This is a genomic window from Sphingomonas sp. Leaf32 (assembly GCF_001421765.1).
Classification (GTDB): domain Bacteria; phylum Pseudomonadota; class Alphaproteobacteria; order Sphingomonadales; family Sphingomonadaceae; genus Sphingomonas.
The window spans coordinates 515701-536830 of the sequence record NZ_LMLA01000007.1 but is presented as its reverse complement, the minus strand read 5'-3'; the positions used below and the strand labels follow the sequence as shown (position 1 = coordinate 536830).

Annotated in this window: 20 protein-coding genes and 1 pseudogene; 10 read left to right on the top strand and 11 right to left on the bottom strand. The window is 68.8% G+C overall.

Going from position 1 to position 21130, the window contains the following annotated elements; genetic code table 11:
- Positions 1-279: 279 nt before the first annotated feature.
- Together ASE83_RS10210 and ASE83_RS10205 are read left to right on the top strand one after the other, a co-directional pair.
- Positions 280-645, top strand: a pseudogene (locus ASE83_RS10210) (transposase); the annotation flags it as partial.
- 368 nt (positions 646-1013) lie between these two features.
- Entirely contained in the window at positions 1014-2342 is a 1329-nt protein-coding gene (locus ASE83_RS10205; RefSeq protein WP_055789021.1) for an amidohydrolase, read from the top strand.
- Between the two features lie 274 nt (positions 2343-2616).
- On the opposite strand, the gene glsA is transcribed toward ASE83_RS10205, so the two are convergent.
- From glsA to gspL, 5 genes are all read right to left on the bottom strand, one after another.
- A complete protein-coding gene (gene glsA / locus ASE83_RS10200; protein ID WP_055789019.1) occupies positions 2617-3534 on the bottom strand; it encodes a glutaminase A in 918 nt (305 codons plus the stop codon).
- A 143-nt stretch (positions 3535-3677) separates the two neighbouring features.
- Entirely contained in the window at positions 3678-4904 is a 1227-nt protein-coding gene (locus ASE83_RS10195; protein WP_055789016.1) for a type II secretion system F family protein, read from the bottom strand.
- Between the two features lie 166 nt (positions 4905-5070).
- On the bottom strand, positions 5071-6552 hold the full coding sequence (locus ASE83_RS10190; protein ID WP_268794974.1) for a GspE/PulE family protein: 1482 nt from the start codon (positions 6550-6552) through the stop codon (positions 5071-5073).
- Positions 6549-7046 (bottom strand): type II secretion system protein GspM, encoded by a 498-nt coding sequence (gspM, locus tag ASE83_RS10185; protein ID WP_055789012.1) that lies wholly within the window; start codon positions 7044-7046, stop codon positions 6549-6551. The genes ASE83_RS10190 and gspM overlap by 4 nt, the downstream gene beginning before the upstream one ends.
- Positions 7043-8128, bottom strand: a complete 1086-nt coding sequence (gene gspL, locus ASE83_RS10180) for a type II secretion system protein GspL (RefSeq protein WP_235513203.1) — start codon at positions 8126-8128, stop codon at positions 7043-7045. Before gspL ends, gspM begins: the two co-directional genes overlap by 4 nt.
- Before the next feature lie 67 nt (positions 8129-8195).
- Between gspL and gspG the strand changes: the two genes are divergently transcribed.
- The 5 genes from gspG (at position 8196) to gspD (ending at position 12595) form a co-directional block, all read left to right on the top strand.
- On the top strand, positions 8196-8648 hold the full coding sequence (gene gspG, locus ASE83_RS10175) for a type II secretion system major pseudopilin GspG (protein WP_268794973.1): 453 nt from the start codon (positions 8196-8198) through the stop codon (positions 8646-8648).
- A 62-nt stretch (positions 8649-8710) separates the two neighbouring features.
- Positions 8711-9211, top strand: coding sequence for a prepilin-type N-terminal cleavage/methylation domain-containing protein (locus tag ASE83_RS10170; RefSeq protein ID WP_268794972.1), 501 nt, complete (start codon positions 8711-8713; stop codon positions 9209-9211).
- Positions 9212-9387: 176 nt separating this feature from the next.
- The gene (gene gspI / locus ASE83_RS10165; protein WP_055789307.1) at positions 9388-9762 is read left to right on the top strand and encodes a type II secretion system minor pseudopilin GspI; all 375 of its coding nucleotides are present in this window, start codon (positions 9388-9390) and stop codon (positions 9760-9762) included.
- A complete protein-coding gene (locus ASE83_RS10160; RefSeq protein ID WP_055789002.1) occupies positions 9759-10538 on the top strand; it encodes a type II secretion system protein N in 780 nt (259 codons plus the stop codon). Before gspI ends, ASE83_RS10160 begins: the two co-directional genes overlap by 4 nt.
- Before the next feature lie 11 nt (positions 10539-10549).
- On the top strand, positions 10550-12595 hold the full coding sequence (gene gspD / locus ASE83_RS10155) for a type II secretion system secretin GspD (protein WP_235513202.1): 2046 nt from the start codon (positions 10550-10552) through the stop codon (positions 12593-12595).
- Between the two features lie 10 nt (positions 12596-12605).
- Here the strand turns inward: gspD and ASE83_RS10150 are convergent, their stop codons facing one another.
- Together ASE83_RS10150 and ASE83_RS10145 are read right to left on the bottom strand one after the other, a co-directional pair.
- Positions 12606-14072 carry a PQQ-dependent sugar dehydrogenase gene (locus tag ASE83_RS10150; RefSeq protein ID WP_156352998.1) on the bottom strand — a complete coding sequence of 489 codons (1467 nt, stop codon included), beginning with the start codon at positions 14070-14072 and terminating at the stop codon, positions 12606-12608.
- A 130-nt stretch (positions 14073-14202) separates the two neighbouring features.
- Complete coding sequence (locus tag ASE83_RS10145; protein ID WP_055788997.1) at positions 14203-16719, bottom strand: PhoX family protein; 2517 nt, start codon at positions 16717-16719, stop codon at positions 14203-14205.
- A gap of 170 nt (positions 16720-16889) precedes the next feature.
- Between ASE83_RS10145 and ASE83_RS10140 the strand changes: the two genes are divergently transcribed.
- From ASE83_RS10140 to ASE83_RS10130, 3 genes are read left to right on the top strand one after another with little or no spacing between them, the layout of a single operon-like run.
- Positions 16890-17450, top strand: a complete 561-nt coding sequence (locus ASE83_RS10140) for a hypothetical protein (RefSeq protein ID WP_055788994.1) — start codon at positions 16890-16892, stop codon at positions 17448-17450.
- Positions 17447-17896, top strand: coding sequence for a hypothetical protein (locus ASE83_RS10135; protein ID WP_055788993.1), 450 nt, complete (start codon positions 17447-17449; stop codon positions 17894-17896). Before ASE83_RS10140 ends, ASE83_RS10135 begins: the two co-directional genes overlap by 4 nt.
- A complete protein-coding gene (locus tag ASE83_RS10130; RefSeq protein WP_235513201.1) occupies positions 17884-18303 on the top strand; it encodes a hypothetical protein in 420 nt (139 codons plus the stop codon). The genes ASE83_RS10135 and ASE83_RS10130 overlap by 13 nt, the downstream gene beginning before the upstream one ends.
- Here ASE83_RS10130 and ASE83_RS10125 read toward each other — a convergent pair.
- From ASE83_RS10125 to modA, 4 genes are read right to left on the bottom strand one after another with little or no spacing between them, the layout of a single operon-like run.
- On the bottom strand, positions 18294-18995 hold the full coding sequence (locus tag ASE83_RS10125) for a hypothetical protein (protein ID WP_156352996.1): 702 nt from the start codon (positions 18993-18995) through the stop codon (positions 18294-18296). The genes ASE83_RS10130 and ASE83_RS10125 overlap by 10 nt on opposite strands.
- A 59-nt stretch (positions 18996-19054) precedes the next feature.
- The gene (locus tag ASE83_RS10120) at positions 19055-19675 is read right to left on the bottom strand and encodes an ATP-binding cassette domain-containing protein (protein WP_055788987.1); all 621 of its coding nucleotides are present in this window, start codon (positions 19673-19675) and stop codon (positions 19055-19057) included.
- Positions 19665-20354: a molybdate ABC transporter permease subunit gene (modB, locus tag ASE83_RS10115; RefSeq protein ID WP_055788984.1), complete on the bottom strand. Its 690-nt coding sequence runs from the start codon at positions 20352-20354 to the stop codon at positions 19665-19667. The genes ASE83_RS10120 and modB overlap by 11 nt, the downstream gene beginning before the upstream one ends.
- Entirely contained in the window at positions 20354-21112 is a 759-nt protein-coding gene (gene modA / locus ASE83_RS10110) for a molybdate ABC transporter substrate-binding protein (protein WP_055788981.1), read from the bottom strand. Before modA ends, modB begins: the two co-directional genes overlap by 1 nt.
- Between the last annotated feature and the right edge of the window lie 18 nt (positions 21113-21130).

Genomic DNA, 21130 nt, shown 5'->3' with positions numbered 1-21130 from the left:
GGGTACGGTGCATTCTCATTTCACCATCCCAATGGGAACGCCCCGACCGCCTCGCCAGCGGTTCCTTATCGAGAAGGTGCCAGAGGCGTTATAGCATAATCAGCCCATCGTTGATGACTGATAATCCGGAAGGTGAAGCTGTGGCTCCAAGCCTTTATCGTAATGCTCGCGCTGATTGTTATCGTCGGTATGTCCGTCTCAGCGAACAGCAGGCTTTCCAAGGGACTGTCCGGAATTTTGTGCGTGGGGCCATAAGATGGAATGGGAAGGACCATCGATATGGCGATCGACCACGACATGTTGGACCAGTTGCTTGCGGGTCGTGACCCGCAAGATTTGTTTGAAGGGCGGTCTGCTCGCGAGTTGAAGAAGGCGCTCTCCAAGTGGATGCCGCCAGCGGAGCTGGACGATCGTCTGGAGAATGAAGGCGCTGCAGGCGCGATCAACCGGCGCAACGGCTCATCCAGAAAGACCGTACTGACCGGTACGTCGAAGGTGACGCTGGCGGTGTCGCGTGACAAGGCGGTGTACATCGCGCTGGGCATTCAGCCGGACGACACGAAAGAGGTGCTCGGTATCTGGCTCGAGCAGACCGAGGGTGCGAAATTCCGGTTCAGGGTAAAGAACGAGCTCAAGAATCGCGGCGTAAGAATGGAAACGGCCGCCGCGAAAGTGGAGTGAGGCGAAGAGCCTGTTCTCCGTGATCTTCGGTGAGCGGTTCGTCATCTGATAGCGACAACCAGCCTCACGCACACGATATCGGACACTCCCGCCGGTCGCTAAGCGCACGCCTCGCCGCGGAAGATGCCAGCCTGCGCTGGGATGACGAACTTCGGCCGATCGCTTCCTGAGGAGTGTGAGGCACGAAGCAGTTGCCGCCAACCCTACCTCTCCGCGCCTCCGCGTCTCCGCGCGAACCACTCCCTTCTTCCATCTCCGCACCCCCGCCCCAACCGAATCCCCTCGACACCGCCCCCGAACCCGATAGCCTGCAGACCCAAAGGGGACACACCATGCGCAATCTGATCGCCACCGCCGCCTGCCTGTTCGCCGCGACGCCCGCCATGGCCGAACCCGACTGGGCACCTGCCGTCCGCGCCGATTACACCGCGTCGCTGGGCGGCATGTGGGACTGGTTCCACCGCAACCCCGAATTGTCGTTCAAGGAGGTGAAGACCGCCGAGCGCATGGCGACCGAACTGCGCAAGGTGCCGGGGATGCAGGTCACCACCGGCGTCGGCGGCACCGGCGTCGTCGGTGTGCTCAAGAACGGTGCCGGCCCGACGGTGCTGGTCCGCGCGGACATGGACGGCCTGCCGGTCGAGGAGAAATCGGGCCTGCCCAATGCCAGCAAGGTGCGCCAGGTCGGGGTGGACGGGGTCGAGGCCCCGGTGATGCACGCCTGCGGTCACGACACCCATATCACCGCGATGGTCGGCACCGCGCGCCGGCTGGCGGCGCTGAAGGATCGGTGGAAGGGCACGATCGTCTTCATCGTCCAGCCCGCCGAGGAACGCGTCGGCGGCGCGAAGGCGATGCTGGCGGACGGCCTCTACCGCCGCTTCCCCAAGCCCGATTACGCGCTGGCCTTCCACGTCGCCGCCGGGCTGCCGGCGGGCATGGTGTCGGCATCGGAGGGCATTCAATATTCCTCGTCGGACTCGGTCGACATCGACGTCCCCGGCATCGGCGCGCATGGTGCCAGCCCCCACGCCGGCAAAGACCCGGTCTATATGGCGTCGCAGCTGGTGATCGCGTTGCAGGGCCTCATCAGCCGCGAACGCCAGCCGCTCGATCCCGGTGTCATCACCGTCGGATCGTTCCATGCCGGCCTCAAGCACAACATCATCAGCGACATGGCCAAGTTGCAGGTCACCGTCCGCGCTAATGACGAAGCGACACGCAAGCAGCTACTCGACGGTATCCAGCGCGTCACCACCGGCATCGGCACGCTGAACGGGATGCCCGCCGACAAGATGCCGACCGCCAAGGTTATCGAGGGCACGCCGACCGCGATCAACGACGCCCCGCTCGCCCGCCGCCTGAACGCGGTGATGGCGACGACGCTGGGCGCGAAGAACGTCGTCCCGTTCGAACAGACCGGCATGGGCGCGGAGGATTTCGCCTATCTGGTCCAGCCGGACTCCAAGGTGAAAGGCTATTATTTCGCGGTCGGCGGCACGCCGATGGCGGATATCGTCGCGGCGAAGAACGGCGGTCCGGCGATCCCCTCGCACCATTCGCCGCTGTTCAAGATCGCGCCGGAGCCGTCGATAGTGACCGGCACGATCGCGATGACGGCGGCGGTGTTGGATTTGCTGGGGCCAGCTTCCGGTAACTGACACCTCGCCCCACCCCGTTCGGTTCGAGCAGCTTCGAGCCTGTCGAGAAGCGTCCGTCGAGAACGCGGTCGTTTGGGGCATCAAGTTCTCGACAAGCTCGAACCAAACGGAAGGAAACGGCAGGCTGAAAAAAGCCGTTCATGCTGAGTAGGGGCTCAGCGAAGTCGAAGACCCGTATCGAAGCACCCGCCACCAATGGTCCTTCGATACGCCATTTCGACAACCTCAATGGCTACTCAGGACGAACGGTTTTGGCAGGGTAGAACGGTAAGCGTTATCCGAACACCGACCAATCCGCCTTGTCCGCCAGCAACTCGAGCGCCTTGACCCCCAGAATCGAATTCCCCTGCTTGTCGAGATTGTTCGACCACACCGCGATCGACGCGACCTGCGGCACGATGGCGAGGATGCCGCCTCCTACCCCGCTCTTGGCCGGCAGCCCGACCCGGTACGCGAAATCCCCCGACCCGTCATATTGCCCGCTGGTCGTCATCAGCGACAGCAGCCGCCGCGTCCGCTTCGCCCGCTTGTCGCCCTCCGCATCGCCGGTCCGCGCGGTGCGGGTCAGGAACAGCCCGGCCTTCGCCAGCGACTTCGCGTCGATCTCGATCGCGCATTGATGGACATAGGCTTCCATCACCTCGTCGATGTCGCAGTGCAGATTGCCGTGATGCTTGGCGAAGCTCATCATCGCCCGGTTCAAGTCACCGCCCTTGCGCCCGCTTTCCAGCACGTCGTCGTTGAGGACCACGTCGCCAAGGCCCGCCTGCTCGCGTACGAACTCGACCACCGCCCGCGCCGACGCATCGTCGCCCTTATGCTCGACCAATATGTCGCACACCACCAACGCGCCCGCGTTGATGAACGGGTTGCGTGGCACGCCCTTGTTGCGCTCGAGGTCGACGATCGAGTTGAACGGATCGCCCGACGGCTCGCGCCCGACACGCTTGAACGCCTGATCCCCACACGCCTCCAGCGCCAGTTCGAGCGCGAAGACCTTGGAAATGCTCTGGATCGGAAAGCGGATATGGGCATAGCCGCCATGGAATAACCCGCCGTCCGCCGTCGCTACTGCCATCCCGAACCAGTCGGGTGGATAGTCGTGACCGGCCTCCGCCGCCCGCTCGATCTCGGCGGCATTGGCGGTGATCTCTTCCGTCACCTCGGCGACGATGCGGGCGAGGTCGGTCATGGCAGTTCCTTGTTAAGATGCGAACGACAGCAGTACCACGCGCCCACCGCCGACGCGAACCGTACCCCCGCACAGGCGGGGGGGCCAGAGCCACAAACGGCAGCGTCTGCGACCCTGGATCCCCGCCTGCGCGGGGATACGGTTCAGATCGTCACCAGATTGTTGAGATTGATGATCGGCAACAGGATCGCCAGCACCATCATCAGCACCAGCCCGCCCATCAGCAGCAGCACCATCGGTTCGACCAGCGCGACCAGCGTCGCGACCAGCGCATCCAGTTCCCGCTCCAGTTCGCCCGACGCGCGGTCGAGCGCCGGCGCCAGCCGCCCCGACGTCTCGCCCGAGGCGACGATCGCGACCAGCATCGACGGGAATATCTCAGCCTCCGCCATCGCCGCGCGCAGGCTCAACCCTTCGCGCACTCGCGCGGCGACGGTCAGCGCCTTGTCGCGCACGAAGCGGTTGGGGGTGACGGCGGCGGCGGCGTGGAGCGCCTCGACCAGCGGCACCGCGCTGCCGACCAACGTGGCAAGGCTGCCGGCGAAGCGCGCCGCATTATGCTGGCGACTGAACCGGCGGAACGGCGCGCGGGTCGCCAGCCGCCGGTCGACCCGCAGCCGGTTGCCCGGCACCTTCAGCCAGCGTGCGCCGACCACGAACAGCACCAGCGCCCCGACCGCGACATACAGCCCGAATTTCTGGATGAACGCCGACAGCGCGATCAGCGCGCGTGTCAGGAACGGCAGTTCCGCCCCGCGCGACACGAACACCCGGACGATGTCGGGCACGACATAGACCATCAGCAGCACCATCATGCCGAAGCTGACGGTCGCCAGCAGCGCCGGGTACAGCAGCGCCAGCTGCATCTTCTGCCCGTTGGCCTGCCGCGTCTCGACGAAATTGGCGAGGTGATTGAGCACGTCGGGCAACCGCCCCGACTGTTCCCCTGCCGCCACCGACGCACGGTAGAATTCGGGAAATGCCTTGGGATGCCGGCCCAGCCCCTGCGCGAAGCTGCGTCCGTCGAGGATCGCGGCGCGCACGTCCAGCAACAGCGCATTGACCGCCGCATTGTCCGCCTGCCCCGCGACGATGCGCAGCGATTCCTCGATCGAGATGTCCGATCCGACCAGCGTCGCGATCTGCCGGGTCAGCGTCGCCAGCGCCTTGGCCGACACCCCACGCCGGAACAGCCGGGGCAGCTGGATGCTGCCGAGCTTGGGACCGCGTTCGGCTGCTTCCTCGACCGACAGCGGCAGTTCGCCGCGTTCGCGAAGAGCCGCGCGGGCGGCGGCGGGGCTGGAGGCCTCGATCACGCCCTTGACCGTCGCGCCGGTGCGGCTGGCGGCGCGGTAGGTGTAGGCGGTCACCCTACCACCTCACCTACCATAACCGTTTGGTTCGAGTAGCGATCGAGCGAAGTCGAGAGCGCGTATCGAGAACGGGGTTCCGCTGGACGGAAGTTCTCGACAGACGCTTCTCGACTACGCTCGAAGCTGCTCGAACCAAACGGCATTTTATGGGAGAGGCAGGAACTCACCCCTCGTCCCGCACGACCCGAGCGACCTCCTCGACCGTCGTCACCCCGGCCCGCACCTTCGCCACCCCATCGTCCAGCAACGCCGGATTATCGACCCGCGCCGCGCGCTCCAGTTCGGCCTCGGCGACGCCGTTGTGGATCATCGCCTGCAACCGGTCGTCGACCGCGACGACCTCGTACAGCCCGGCGCGCCCGCGATAGCCCTCGTTATGGCACGCCTCGCACGCGCCCCGTCGCCATATCTTCTTGCCCGGCTTGATCGCCCCGCCCAGCAGCACGCTGTCGGCCTCGGTCGAACGGTCCTGCCAGCGGCATTCCACACACAACCGCCGCACCAGCCGCTGCGCGACCAGCCCGACCAGCATCGGCGCCAGCAGATAGCGCTCGACCCCCATGTCGATCAGCCGCGTGACCGATCCGATCGCGGTGTTGGTGTGCAGCGTCGACAGCACGAAATGCCCGGTCATCGACGACCGCACCGCCGTCTGCGCCGTTTCCTGGTCGCGGATCTCGCCGACCATGATGACGTCGGGGTCCTGCCGCAGAATCGCGCGCAGGCCCCGCGCGAACGTCATGTCGGTGCGCGGATTGACCTGCGTCTGGGCGATGCCGGCCAGTTCGTACTCGATCGGGTCCTCGACCGTCATCACGTTGCGGCGGCGATCGTTCAGCCGGGTCAGCGCGGTGTAGAGCGTCGTCGTCTTGCCCGATCCGGTCGGCCCGGTGACCAGCAACAGCCCGTGCGGCCGTTCCAGCAGCCGCCCGAACACCGCCTCGTCCCGCTCCGACATGCCGAGACCACCCAGGTCGAGCATCATCCCGCCGCGCTCCAGCAGGCGCAGCACCACCCGCTCGCCGTGCTGGGTCGGCATGGTCGACACGCGGGCGTCGACGTCGTGCCCGCCGATCCGCAGCGTCACGCGACCGTCCTGCGGCGTGCGGCGCTCGGCGATGTCGAGCTTCGCCATGACCTTGATCCGGCTGACCAGCAGCGGGGCGAGCGCACGCGGCGGCTCGACGATGTCGCGCAGCACGCCGTCGATGCGGAAACGGACGACGAGGCGCTTTTCCTGCGTCTCGACATGGACGTCCGATGCGCCTTCCTTGATCGCCTCCAGCAGCAGCGCGTTGATGAGGCGGATGACCGGCGAATCGTCGCGCGCGTCGAGCAGGTCGTCGACCGCCGCCGCGCTGTCAGCCAGCGCCGCCAAATCGGTTTCGGCCAGTTCGATGTCCGCGGCGGTGCTTGCGCTGCCGCCATAGCTCGCCTGCAACGCCGCATCGAACGCCGCGTCGTCCAGCGCCACGAACGGCACGCCCGGCGCGACCCGCTGTACCTCCAGCATCGCGTCCAGCGTCGCGTCCGCCCGGTGGACGCACTCCAGCCCGCCCTTGCCCAGCCGGATCAGCACGCCCCCCTTGCGCGCATAGCCATAGGGCAGGCGCACCGGTTCGGCGTGGAGCAGCGTATCGGTCACGGCTGGAACTCCACGGTCGCGTTGACCCGGCCCGATGCGGAGCCACGCTGCATCGACACCCGCCGCACGCCGATCGTGCTGGTCGAGGCGACCGACCCTAGCCACGTCACCACCGCCGGATAGGGCGCATCGGTCAGCGTCGCGGTGATCGCACCGTTGGCTTCGGCGACAGTCGGTTGCAGCCCCGCCGTCGCGGCAGTCGAACTCACGATCGTCTGTGGCGGTCCGGCGGCGATCGTCTGTGGCGCCGCCTCCAGCCGCCCGGCGGCGCGGACCCGCGCCATCAGCGTCTCGGCCTGGCGGATGTCGGCGCGCGCCTGCGCCCGTGCCGCCTGCACCGGCTTCACCACGCCATACACCAGCACGACGCCTGCCAGCAGCAGGCCAAGCGTGGCGACCAGCACCCGCTCGCGCGTCGACAGACCCTGCCACCACGCGTCGAAACGGCCCAGCGCGCCCTCGATCCGGGCATTGCGTTTCAGCAGCACGATCATGCGCCGCGCGCCACGATGCGCAGCGTGCCGCCGGGGGCCGCCGCCACCTGCGCCGCGACGCCCGCCGCCGCCAACGCCGCGCGCACGCGGTCGGCCATGCCGGTCTCGGGCGATTCACATTCGATCGTCAGCGCATTTCCTTCGAAGGTCATCGTCCGCACGACCAGTACCGGCCCGATCGGGTTCAGCGCACCCGCGACCCGCGACAGCAACGGCACGAACCGGTTGCTGCCGGTCGGGCGCGGCAGCAGGTCGGCGACCCGCACCAGAAAATCGTCGCCGCCGGTCGGCACCGCCGGCGCGGTCGTCGCGACCAGCTGTTGCAGGGCGTCGTGGCGCCGCTCGGCGATCCGTTGCAGCATCAGCGTATCGGCCACCGCGATCGCGCCATGCGCTAGCGCGGCCAGCCCCAGAATCATCGCGACCTTGCGCGTGGTGCTAGGCCAGGCCGTCCGCCGGCGGGCATAGCCCCCCTGCCGCAGATCGATCGGCGCCGCCGCCACGCGGCCCGCCAGCGGGGCCAGGGGGAAGGCCGCGCCGTCACCCGCCATCGCTTCCGGCAGAGGATCGCCCGACGCCGCTACCTTCGGCCGCCCCGCCGCCTCCCACGCCGCAACCAGCATGGCCAGCGGCAGGGCGAATCCGGTGCCGTCGGCGGCCCGGACCAGCGCACGGCCACCGTCCACCGCGACGCTCCACCCCTCGACCGGCACCGGCAGCATCAGCGCATCGGGCACGAACGCCGCGCCCGCGATGCCCGCCGCCTCGGCCAGCCCGATCCATTCGGCCATCACGCCGTGCCGGACGACCGCCACCAGATAGCGCCGCTCGCCGACCGCATCGCCCAGCGCAAGGTGCACCGCGTCGATCGGATCGGCGATCCGGTCCTCGATCGCAAAGGGCAGTGCCGCCAGCCGTTTGGCCCGCGTCGGCAGCGGCAGGTCGACGCCGATCAGAAGGACCGATTCGGACGGCACGAGCAAGGTTGTTGCCGGAATCGTGCCATCGACTAATATGGCTTCGCCGCCCGCGACAGCCCACACGCCGGCGGCCGGACCGGCGGGGGCGGGTTCGATTGTCACGATGGCTTCATCATGTGGACGCATTGGGGCGTGGATGCGCATCTTATTCCGAAAGTTTCGTGACACCTTGGCCGCGAACCCCGCCGCCCGCAAGGTTTCTATCCCTGACAACCAGGCTGGCCTGACATTGGTCGAAATGATCGTCGTGCTGGCGATCATCGCGCTGGTCGCGGCGCTGATCGTGCCCAACGTCATCAACCGCCCCGATCAGGCGCGGGTGACGACCGCCGGCACCGACATCAAATCGATCTCCGGCGCGCTGAAGATGTATCGGCTGGACAATGGCGATTACCCGACGACGAATCAGGGGCTGAAGGCGCTGGTCGAAAAACCCACCCAGCCGCCCCTCCCCGGCGCCTATCCGCCCGACGGCTATCTGTCGCAGATGCCGCAGGACCCGTGGGGCAATCCGTATGTCTACGAATCGACCGGCGGCCGCTTTGCGATTCGGTCGCTGGGCAAGGACGGCAAGCCCGGTGGCGAGGGGCTGGACGCCGATATCGACGGGTCGGCGCGCTGATCCACCCCAATCCCCTTCGTCATTCCCGCGCAGGCGGGAATCCATTGCCGCCGACGCCTGCGATGGATTCGCGAGGTCGGCGTCTATGGACTCACGCCTGCGCGGGAGTGACGGGCGATGATTCCCAATCCGGCATGACCCTGATCGAGATGCTGATCGTCCTCGCCATCATCGGCGTGGCGGCCGGCGCGGTAACGCTCGGCATCGGCGCCGCGACCCGCGCGCCCAATGTCGAGACGGAGGCCCGCCGCCTCGCGGTCCGGCTACAGGCGGCGGCGGACGACGCGATGCTCGGCGACCAGTTGATCGCACTCACCACCGACACCCATGGCTATGGCTTTTCACGGGTGGGGGCGAAGGGCATGACCCCGATCACTGACGATGCGCTGGCGTTCCACACCCTGCCCGGCGGGATGGTCATGGCGCTCGACACCGCGCCGCCGGTGATCCTGGGTGTCGACGGCACCGGCCAGCCGCTGGGCGCGACGGTGACCGGCGGCGACCAGACGTGGCGGGTGCACTATGACGGCATCACGGCGCGAGCGACAAAGGTGACGAAATGATCCTCCCCGGCACGGGGAGGGGGACCAGCCGCAGGCTGGTGGAGGGGGATGTCCTCTCACGCAACCGTTGCATTGCGCCGCCCTCCCCCTCCACCATCCGCTGCGCGGACGGTCCCCAGCATCGGGTCGGATCGTCCCCCGGACGATCCTCGACCATATGGGGTATGGTCGACCCGATGCTCCGTGCCGGGGAGGAATATCACGACGCCGGCTTTTCTTTGATCGAGGCGATGGTGGCGCTGGCGGTACTGGCGATCGCCACGGTAGGGCTGATCGGCGCGGTCGAGCAGCACATCGATTCGACCCGTGGCGTCGAACGGCGCGCGATCGCAATGTGGGTCGCCGAAAACCGGCTGGCCGATCTGGAAGTGGGGACGCCCGAGGCGAATGGGGAAACGGTGGACATGTTGGGGCGGCAATGGAGCGTGGCGGTGAACCGGACCGCCACCAGCGACCCCGCGCTCGACCGGGTGACCATCACCGTCGCCCCCACCGGGGAAAGTGCGCCGATGGCCCGGCTCGACGGCTTCCTGCGCAAGGACGCGGCATGATCGTCGTCGAACGATTCCGCTTTCGCGAACGCTGGATCGACTGGCTCGCCGCCGCCGCGATCGTCTCGGTCGCCTTCGCGCTCGCCAGCCTCGTCTGGCGGATCGCCGGCCATGCCGATACCGGCGCGATCACCGTACCCAGCGATGCCCGCGCGCGTGCCGTCACGGTCGACAGCGGCCCCGCCGTCGCCTGGGCGCCGTTCGGCAGCCCCACCGCCGCCGATGCGACGTCGCCTACGGGCATTCAGGCGATCCTGAAGGGTGTCGTCTTCGCCCGCCCCGCCGAACTGTCGATTTCGTTCGTGTCGATCGGCAACGAACCCGCCAAGCCGTACAAGGTCGGCGACGCGCTGGCCGGCGCGCAGGTGACCGAAATCCGCCGCGACCGCATCATCCTGAACAATGGCGGGCGGCTGGAATATCTCGCCTTCCCCGATCCGTTCGGACAGGCGACGCCGACGCCGGGCGCAGCCCCTGCACCCGCCCCCGGACAGCCGATGGCGCAGCCGGCGCCGGCCGCCGCGCCCCCGCCGCCCAGCGCGCAGGCGGTCCTCTCCCGCCTGAACGCTACGCCCGTCGCCGGCGGCTATGCCATCGGTGCCAACGCCCCGCCGGGGATGCGGTCGGGCGATGTCGTCCAGTCGGTCAACGGCGCGTCCATGACCGACCAGTCGGCGGTCAACGCCGCCATCGCCAGCGCCGCCGCATCGGGGCAGGCACAGGTCACCATCCTTCGCGACGGCAAGCCGATCACCGTCTCCATTCCCATTCGTTAGGGCCTTTCCCCGTGCGCCATCCGATCCGTACCGCGTTCCTGACCGTAGCGCTCGCCGCGTCCGGCCTGTCGCCGCTCGCCGCCCAGACGCAGGCCGCCGACATCGTCGTCAACATGCGCGGCGTGGAGATCGCCGACGTCGCCGATCAGATCAGCCGCATCACCGGCCGCACCCTGATCCTCGATCCGACGGTCAAGGGGCAGGTGACGGTCACCTCCGCCGAACCGCTGTCGCCGGCGGGCGTGTGGGAGCTGTTCCAGTCGGTGCTGCGCGCCAACGGCTTCGCCGCCGTCCGCTCCGGATCGGCATGGCGCATCATTCCGCAGGCGAATGCGGTGCGCGACGGCGGCGTGCGCCAGCGGGGCGTCGGCGGACAGGAACTGACGACGCGGATGGTCCGGCTGTCCAACGTCCCCTCGGCCGATGCCGCGCGGATCGTGCGGCCTCTGGTCGCCAGCTTCGGCAGCGTCGAACCGCTGACCCAGCCCAACGCGATCGTCGTCACCGACTATGCCGACAATGTCCGCCGGATCGAGGCGCTGGCCCGTTCGCTGGACGGCGGCGGCGGATCGACCTTCGCGACGATCACCCTCACCAACGGCAACGCCGCCGATATCGCGACCGCGATGCAGGCGGTGCTGGGCGAGGGCGGCGTACGCGTCGCGGGCGATCCGCGTAGCAACACCATCCTCGTGCGCGGCACCCCCGCGGGCGTGGCGGAGGCCCGCCGCATTGCCCAGTCGCTCGACGCGCGCGGTGGAGCCGCGCAGATGTCGACCCGCGTTTTCCGCCTCAACTATGCCGATTCTGAAAGCGTGACCGAAGTGCTGCGCGGGATTTTGGGTCAGCAGCAGTCGGCGGCCAACCCGGTCGCCCGCAGCCTGTCGAGCGTCAGCCAGCGCAACAATGCCGGTCAGGCGCTGTCCGGCCTGATCGCCAATGGCGGCGCGAACGCGGGCGCGCTGGCCGCCGCGACCGGGGCCGCCACCGGCACTGGCACCGGCGGCAGCATCAGCACCGTGGGCCAGAATCAGGCGACGGCCGCACAGGGCTTCACCACCCCCGACATCACCGTCCAGCCCGCCCCCGACATCAACGCCGTCGTCGTACGCGGCACTCCCACCGCCATCGCCCAGATCGAACGGCTGATCCCAGAACTCGACGTCCGCCGCCCGCAGGTGCTGATCGAGGCGGCGATCGCCGAGATTACGGGCCAGGATGCCGAACAGCTGGCGGTGCAGATCGGCACGGCCGGCGCGGCACTTACCCGCGTCACCGGTGCGGGCACGTCGTTCGACAATGGCGGCGCATCGCTCGGCCGCATCCTCGGCGTGCTGGGCGTACCGGCCGCCGGCCTGCTCACCGGGGGCCTGTCGGCCAATATCGGCATCGGCAACGACTTCTCGATTCTCGTGCAGGCGCTCAGCACCTCGACCAAGGCGAACCTGCTCTCGACCCCGCAGATCACCGTGCTCGACAACAAGCTGGGCGAATTCGTCGTGGCGCAGGAAGTGCCGTTCGTCACCGGATCGATCCTGACCGGCAACGGCACCGCCAATCCCTATACGACGATCGAGCGCAAGGACGTCGGCATCACCCTGCGCGTCCTCCCGCGCATCAACGCCGGCGACACCATCCGACTGGAGGTCAGCCAGGAAGCCTCCTCGATCGCCCCGACCCAGGTCAGCGGCGCGGCCGACATCATCACCAACAAACGCTCGGCCAACACCACCGTCCTCGCCGACAATGGCCAGACGATCGTGCTGGGCGGCCTCACCAGCGACGATTACCAGCGGCTCCGCAGCCAGGTTCCGATCCTCGGCAGCCTGCCGGTGATCGGCGAGCTGTTCAAGGGCCGCACCGAAAGCCGCCAGAAGCGCACGCTGTTCGTGTTCCTCAAACCCACCATTCTGCGCGACGGCGCGGATGCGGCGGAGGCGGCGCGCACCCGCTACGACCGGCTGCGGCGCGAGGAAGTGTTGCAGGGCGACAAGCGCAGCCTGCTCCTCAATCCCCCCGCCCCGCGCCTGACGATGGAAATCGACGGGATTTATTGACGGCGCCGGCTCAGCCTGCGGTCACGCGAAAAATATCACCATTGTCGCAGGCAATGTAGAGCGTTCCGGCTGCGTCCTGCGCCATCGACACCGGTCGCGAAAGCGTGCCGGCGGTCGGCGTGAAGTCGAGATCGCGGCGTTCGAAGACCGCACCGGTGACCGTGTTGCCGCGCTGCAGACTGGCAAGCGGCACCGTGAATACCGCTCCGCCCGCGTCGAGAAAGATATACGTTCCCGCCAGCGAAGCGATGCTCCCGCGATAGACGACACCGCCCACGATCTGCCGCCCGGCATAGGTGCCGTCGCCATGGGGATATTGCAGGACCGGCGGTGTCAGCCCGGCCGGAATCTCGCTGGCCAGCGCGTCCGTACCATCGCGGAACGGCCAGCCCAGATTGTCGATCGTCCCGGCAACGAGCGGCAGCGCGTTCACCTCTTCGTTTCGTACCTGCCCGATATCTGGCAGCAACAGCCCACCGGCATAGAAGCTGCCACCAATCGGGCGATGCAGTCCGCGCGCCAGTACGATCGGCGCGATCGGAGCCGGAACGGCTGCCCCGCTAAAGGCGTCGAATTGCGCGGTCGAGAATGCGAGCAGCTTTCCGAAATAGGACGTACCACTCTGCGCGCTGCCGCTCGGGTCGAGCGTGCCGCCCGAATCCTGCGTCGCGACATATAACCGCCGATCCGGTCCGAAACCCAGCCAACCGCCGATATCGTTCGAATTGTCGACCCGCCGTCCGAGCGGGAACTCCAGCCAGCCGCTTCGGCCGCCATCGCTGAAAATATGGCGCAGCACAATATGGCTTTGCCGCGAAATCAGCGCGTAGGCGATATGGCGGGTCGGGAAATCGGGCTGTACGGCGATACCGATGATGCCTTGCCGTTCGGCGGTGGTCAGCCCTTCGACCGTGAAGAACGGGGTGCGCTGGCGCGTGGACGGGTCGTAGAGTGTTATGCCGCCCGACCGCTCGGCCACCATCAACTGGCCCGATTCCGGCACGACGTCGATCGAAACCGGGCCGGTAAAGCCGGTCCCGATCCGTTGCACATCCACCCCTTCGCGGCTGTTGGTCACGGTGATCGTCACCGCCTGTACCGTGGTGCCCTTGCCGTCGCTCGCTGTCAGCTCGACGACGTACCGGTTGTCGAGATCGGCGTCGGCGGGCCGTTCGAAATTCGGCGCGGCGGCGAACCGCAAGGCACCCGTCGCCCCGAGCGTGAACTTCGCGGCGTCCGCGCCCGACAAGCCCCAGGTGACCGGATCGCCATCGGCATCGGTCGCGGTAGCGTTCAGGACGACATCGGTAGCATTTTCGACCGCGCTGACATTGGCTGCCGACGTGATGACGGGAACGCGGTTGGCAACCGCTGACGGGGGTGTCGCCGTCGTCCCCTGGCCACCGCCGCCACCGCAGCCGCTCAGCAAAGCCCCTGCGACAACCGTCCCGACGACACAGCCACGGAATCTCTTCACCACACGCTCCTCCGATAGTACGCGGCGACTATCAGCCTACCTGTTCGGGTGCCAGCGTCTGTCGCCCAATGGAACAAGGGCGGCGACCGCGGTCACCGCCCTTGCCCAATCCGACAGATCGACCGATGCGTTACAGCGCGACCACGCCGCCGTCGGTCTTGGTGATGACGATCGTCGCCGACCGGGGGCGGGTGCCCGCCGTGCCGACCGCACTCGCCGAGATCACGCTGCTGCCGCTGGTCGGCAGCGCCGGCCAGTTGCTGGAGAGGCTGGCGACGGTGCCGCCCTCACCGGGATGCTGGATGTTCACGAACAGCGACCGGCCGTCCGGCGTCGATTCGATGCCGGTGATCTCGCACTGGACCGGCCCGACCAGGAAACGGCGCAGCGCGGTGCCCGGTGCCTTGCCGATGCGGGTCGTCGCGGTGCTGGTCGCCGACACGCCGGTATTGGTGATCGTCTTCGTGCCGCCGTCGCCGACCGATCCCGGCATCGCGGCCAGCATCATGCAGTTGGTGACGTCGGTGTATGCACCGTCGTCGGTCTGGATCCACAGCACCGGCGTCACCTGTCCGCTGGCGTTCGACGGACGACCGAACCACAGCCCGTCGGGGCTGGAGAAATCGTTGGTCGCATCGAGCGCCGACAGGTTGATGTTGGTCGGGTCGAGGTCCGACCCCGCACCGAAGGCATAGACGTCCCATGCGAAGCGCGTCGCTTCGGTCGTATCGCCCGCTTCGCGCAGGCGGATGATGTGGCCGTTGGCGTTGCCGGTCGAGCGCGACGTGCTGTTGACCTTCGGATCGATGTACGACCGCGGGTTGGCCGCATCGACCTGGGCCGGGGCACGCGACGAGTTGTTGGTCAGCGTGCAGTACATCTCGCCGGTCGCCGGATTGACTGCGGTCCATTCCGGACGGTCCATCCGCGTCGCACCGACCGCATCGCCCGCCAGGCGGCAATGCGTCAGCACATCGGCCTGGTCGGCGAAGGGATATAGCGCGTTGGTGGCGGTCAGCCCGTTCTGCCCGAACACCAGCGCGATCCACTCGCCCGACCCGTCGGCATTGAACTTCGCGACATACAGCGTGCCGGCGTCCAGATACTTGTCGCCGATCGCGAGGCGGTTGGCCGCAGTGGCGTCGGCTTCGGCCCATGCGGTGTTCGACACGAACTTGTAGATATATTCGTTCTGCGCGTCGTCCCCCATGTAGAAGGCGGGCTTGACCCCGGCGAAGACGCGGCCGGGGCAGCAGCCTTCGTGGTTCATGCGGCCGAGCGCGGTGCGCTTGCGCGGGGTGGAGGTCGGATCATAGGGATCGATCTCGACGCACCAGCCATATTGGTTCGGCTCGTTGCGGAAATCGCCGGTGCCGTTCACCGGCTTGGTCGCGTCGATCGTCGCGTTGAACTTGCCGATCAGCGTCTGCCCGGCGGTCGCTTCGGCGGCCGTTGTCCAGCCGTAATTGCCGCTGCGCTGCGACAGGCCGTAGCGGGTGAACGCCTGGGTCGACTTCGCGCCAACCAGCGCAGTGCGGGTCGTGTTGTCGCCGCTGTCGCGCCGGAAATAGCCCGCCCAGTTTTCCTCGCACGTCATGTACGTGCTCCACGGCATATGGCCGTTGGCGCAGTTGTTGATCGTGCCGCGCCCGGTCGTGCCGTCGGGCGAAAAGGCGGTGAACAGCAGCGCGCTGCCCTTTACCGGGCCGCTGAAGCTCATCGGGGTATAGGGGGTGATGCGGCGGTTGAGCGACGATCCCTGGACATAGCTCCAGTTGCCCGACGATCGGGTCACCTCGACCACCGACACGCCGTGGCATTCCATTTCCTTGACGACTTCCGACGTCGGGCGCGCGCCGCCCACCGTCGTCTGTCCGGCGACGTGCAGATATTGCTCCGAGATATTCTCGTGGTTCATCACCAGCAGGCCGCGCGTCGAATTGTTCGCATCGGGCGTGTTGGCGCTGGCGGCGAGGCCGAAATAGCTCATGCCGTCATGATGGTCGCCCGCGCGCGCCGAATATCCGGTGTCGGTGCCGTTATTGGCGAAGGCCGGCGTCGCGGCGTTGATCGGATCGCCCAGGCGGTACAGCACACTGGCGGTATAGCCGGTCGGCACGGCAACGATGTCGGCCAGGCTGCGCGCGACGGCGGTAAAGCCCAACGTCGGGGGCGATACGGCAACCGTGATGTCGCTGCTGCTCGACGCGCCCTTCACGTCAGTCGCGGTATAGCGGAAGACGAGGTTGGTCGCCGCCGACACGGCCGGCGCGATGAAGGTCGCGGTGCCCGGCGTCGTGCTGGAAATCGCGACGGTCGGTCCCGACACCTGGGTAAAGGTCTGGGCGACGATCGCATTGTCGTCGGTGGCGGTGCCGGTCAGCGTGACGACGCGGCCCGCGCTGGTCGCGCCGGTCGACGTGCCGCCGACCACCGGGGCGGTATTGTCGATGCCCTGCGCCTTGTCGTCGCAGGCGGCGAGCAATGCGCCGCCGAACACCGCGACGGCGGCGGTCGATGCGCCGCCGCGCAGCGCCTGGCGCCGCGAATAACGCTGGTCGACCAGATCCTGCAGGCTGGGGCCGGTGCTCGGGTTGGTTTCGATATCGCCATCGTCATAACCGATGGTCAGGTCGGTGTTCGCCATTGGATTTCCCCGCTATTCTGGACGCCGACGCGGTCGGCACCCTCCCTGTCCCCAGCGTTGACGCATCGCTGCGACACGGCGGTTGCGGTTCGATGAAGTCTGAATGGCAGAACGGCGACAATATGATGACTCGCTTGTGCCCGCCGCGATGGCGGGCGTAGGGAACGGAGATGGCCGCCGAACCCCGCCCCGCCAATGACAGCGCGCCGATCCGGCCCAGCCTGTTCGACCGGGCGGTCGGCGCCGCGCGGCCGGAGCGCGCACCGACGCCCGATCCCGCCCCCCGCACCCCGCGCGCGCCGATCGACCGGGCATCGGCGTTGCTGGCCGCCGCGATCCTCGCCACGCCGCTGCTGACCTGGGCGGGTGCCGCGATCCTGACGGCGCGTGCGCAGGAGGCGGGCCGCACCATCGCCCGCCGCGCCGCGCCGCAGGTCGCCGGGCAGGCGGCGGCACAGCGCGCGCGTATCCGGCTGGCCCAGGCATGGCGTACCCCGACGCTCGGCACCTCGCTCGAATCGATCGCCCGCGCCTTGCCGCAGGATGCGGCGCTGCTGCGCGCCGAACGCGATGCCGCGGGACAGCTGTCGATCGAGGTTGCCGCCCCCGATCCCGACCGGCTGCTCTCCGCGCTCCGCCGCGATCCGCTGCTCGCCGGTCTGCGCGCGACGGCGCAGGCCCGCGCCGATGGCGACGGACGGATGCGCGTGACGCTGGAGCAGCGGCCGTGACGGCGCGCCTCCCCCTTCTCGCCGTCGCAGCCGCCGCGCTGCTGGCGATCCCCGCCTGTGGCGCGCTCGGCGACCTGACCGTCGCCCGCGCCGCCCGCGACGCCGCCCGGATCGAGGCGAGCGCCCCCGCCCCGCTGCTCGCCACCGCCGACGCCGCCTTTCCCGCCGACAACGCCGCCGACGCCCGTGCCCACCTCGGCGCCCGCGTCCGCGCCGATGCCGCGCGCGGCGGCGTACTGATCGAAACGCTTGGGGCCGATCCCGCCGCGCCGCCGGCGCTGACGGTCCTCACGCTACGCGCGTCGGGCAGCGAGAAGGCCGTGGTCGCCTTTGCCGACATGCTGGAGCGCGCGCGCCCGGCGATCCGGATGCAGGCGTGGCGGCTGACCGCTGCGGCCGGCGGGGTACGGCTCGACGCGACATTGGTGGCGCCATGGCGGGGATGAGCCTGCGCCGCCACGCGCTGCTGGCCGGTGCGGTGCTGGTCGCGCTGGCCGTGCCGCCCTGGTTGCTGCGCGAACCGGCGCGAAACGTCGCCGCCCCACCGGCCGCGACGCCGCTGGCGGCGCCCGCCACTCCGCCGCCGCTGCGCGCCGCCTTCGCCCGGACGCTGTTCGCTCCGCCCGCCGCCGACGCGCTGCCGCCCGACGCGCCGCAGTTGCTCGGCGTGGTCGGTCGCCTCGGCCGCGACGCGGTGGCGCTGGTGCGCGGCAACGAAGGCACCCGCACCCTGTCGCCCGGCGACAGCATCGACGGCTGGCAGCTCCGCAGCCTCGCCATCGACGCCGCCTATTTCACGCGCGGCGGACAAAGCGCGCGGGTGCCGATGCCCGGCAGCGACGATCAGCGATAGACGATCTTCACCCGCACCTCATTGCCCAGCGTCCGGTCGGCCAGCGGCGCCAGATAGGCATTGCCCCGCTTCGAAATCTCCAGCGCCTGTGTTCCGCTCGACGTCATCGCCGTCGCACTGGCCAACGTCCGTTCCGCGCGGTTGAACGCGTGCACCCGCTTGCTCTCGCACCCGCCGATCGCATCGAGCAGGCCCATCAACGGCATCGCCAGCAACGATGCCTGCGCCTTGGCCATCGACAGCATCACCCGGCATTGCAGCCGCAGGTCGCCCAGCCGCCGATCCGTCGGTGTCGTGCCCGTAGACAGCACGATCGGCCGCAACGACATCCCCTGCGACTGCGCGGGCGCGGTCAGGAACCACCGCCCTCTCGGCAGGTCGCCAAATGCGATCCGGCCTTCGCCGTCGACGGTCACCGGCACCGTCTCTCCGGCATCGTTGCGCAGCGTGATCGGAACCGTCGTCGCAGGAATCCGGCCGCCGCCACGCCACAGTTCGAACCGCAGCGCGCCGTTCGGCGCCAGTTCGGCGCGATCGCCGACAAAGCGACGCTGCCCCGCGCGCAGCACCTTCGCATCCAGGTTCAGCGGCTTGCCGGCGGTCACGACGATGTCGGGGCCATCCGGCTCGACCTCCTGCGCCATCACCGGTGCCGCCGCCAGCAACGCCATGCCCGCAACCAATTTCCGCATCGCCGAACTCCCGATCGTTTCGGCCGCGACATCACCCGCCGATTGCGGCGGGAGGATGGTCACATCTGGACGATCCGGGTCGCCAGCCGGTCCGCCTCCGCCGCATCGTGCGTCACGTACAGGATCGGCAGGCGCAGCGCGTCGCGCAGCCGCTCGATCGTCGCCATCACCTCCTCGCGCCGCGCCCGGTCGAGCGAGGCGAGCGGTTCGTCCATCAACAGGAACCGTGCGCCCGACAGCAGCGCCCGCCCGATCGCCACCCGCTTCGCTTCCCCACCCGACAGCGTCGCCGGCCAGCGGTGCAACAGGTCCCGCAACCCCAGCAGCGCGACCATGTCGTCATAGCCGATCGGCGGCGCGCCCCGCCCCATGCCATAGCGCAGATTGGCCGCGACCCGGCGGTGCGGGAACAGGCGCGGTTCCTGAAACACATAGCCGGCACAGCGCCGTGGCACCGCCACATCGATCCCCGCCGCCGCGTCGAACAGCGTGACACCCCCGACCCGGACGTGGCCGGCCGCCGGCCGCAACAGACCGGCGACCATGTTCAGCACGCTCGACTTGCCGACCCCCGACGGGCCGAACAACACCGTCAGCCCGCTATCCTGCCCGTCGTCGGGCACGACCGCGCCGACCACCGCCTCGCCCAGCCGCACGGTGACGTCGATGTCAAAGGACATGCACCCTCCGCCCGCCCCGTCGCACCAGCCATTCGGACACGACCAGCGCCGCCAGCGACAGCACGACCGACATGCCCGCAAGCCGCACGACGCTCGCCTCGCCGCCCGGCACCTGCAACGCACTGTAGATGGCGAGCGGCAGCGTCGCCGTCTCGCCCGGCACGTTCGATACGAAGGTGATCGTCGCGCCGAACTCGCCCAGCGCCCGTGCAAAGCCCAGCACCATGCCCGCCAGCACGCCCGGCAGGCTGAGCGGCGCGGTCACGCTCCAGAATACGCGCGCCCGGCTGGCGCCCAGCGTCCGCGCCACGCTTTCCAGCCGCCGGTCGACGCTCTCGATCGACAGGCGGATGGCACGCACCATCAGCGGCAGCGCCATCACCCCCGCAGCGATCGCTGCTCCGCTCCAGCGGAACAGGACGCTGACACCGAACCATGCCTCGAGCCAGCGCCCGATCGGCCCGGTCGGCGCAAAGGCCAGCAGCAGCAGCCATCCCGTAACCACCGGCGGCAGGACCAGCGGCAAATGCACGATGCCGTCGATCAGCACCCGCCCCGGAAACCGCCCCCGCGCCAGCAGCCAAGCCAGCGCATAGGCGACGGGCAGCACAGCCAGCATCGCCACGCCCCCGATCTTCAACGACAGCAGGACGATCGCCCATTCGGCGCCATCGGGCATCAGCGTGGGCTAAATCCGTACGCCACGAAGATCGCCCGGCCGGCCGGGCTGACCAGGAAGCGGCGGAACCGCTCGCCCTCGACATTCTGCGACGCCTTCAACCGGGCAATCGGATAGGTGATCGGCGGATGGCTGGCGGCGGGAAACACGCCGACGACGCGCACCTTCGCCGACGCCTTGGCATCGGTGGCATACACGATGCCGAGCGGTGCCGCCCCGCGTTCGATCAGCGCCAGCGCGGCACGGACATTCTCCGCCCGCACGACCGACGGCGCCACGCTGTCCCAGCCGCGCAACCGGATCAGCGCCGCCTTGCCATAGCGCCCCGCCGGCACCGCATCGGGATCGGCCATCGCCAGCCGCCCGCCGTTCAGCGCCGGCCGCAGATCCAGCCCCGGCCGCAGCGCGACCCGCACCCGGCTGTCGGCCGGCGCGATCAGCACCAGCCGGTTGCCGAGCAGATTGACCCGACTGTCCCGCGCCAGCAGCCCGCGCCGGTCGAGATCGTCCATCCATTCGACATCCGCCGACACGAACAGGTCGGCGGGCGCCCCCGCCGCCGCCTGCCGCGCCAGCGCCGAGCTGGCGGCGAAGGACAGGGTCGGGCGAACATGCCCGCGCTTCGCCCAGGCATTGGCCGCCGCGTTCATCGATTCCTGAAGGCTGGCGGCGGCAAGGACGACCGGCGGGCGCGGCTGCGCAACCGCAGGCGCGGCGAGCAGCACGCTCGCCAACAGAAGCAGAATTCGCCGGATCATCGTTCCCCCACAATGTCA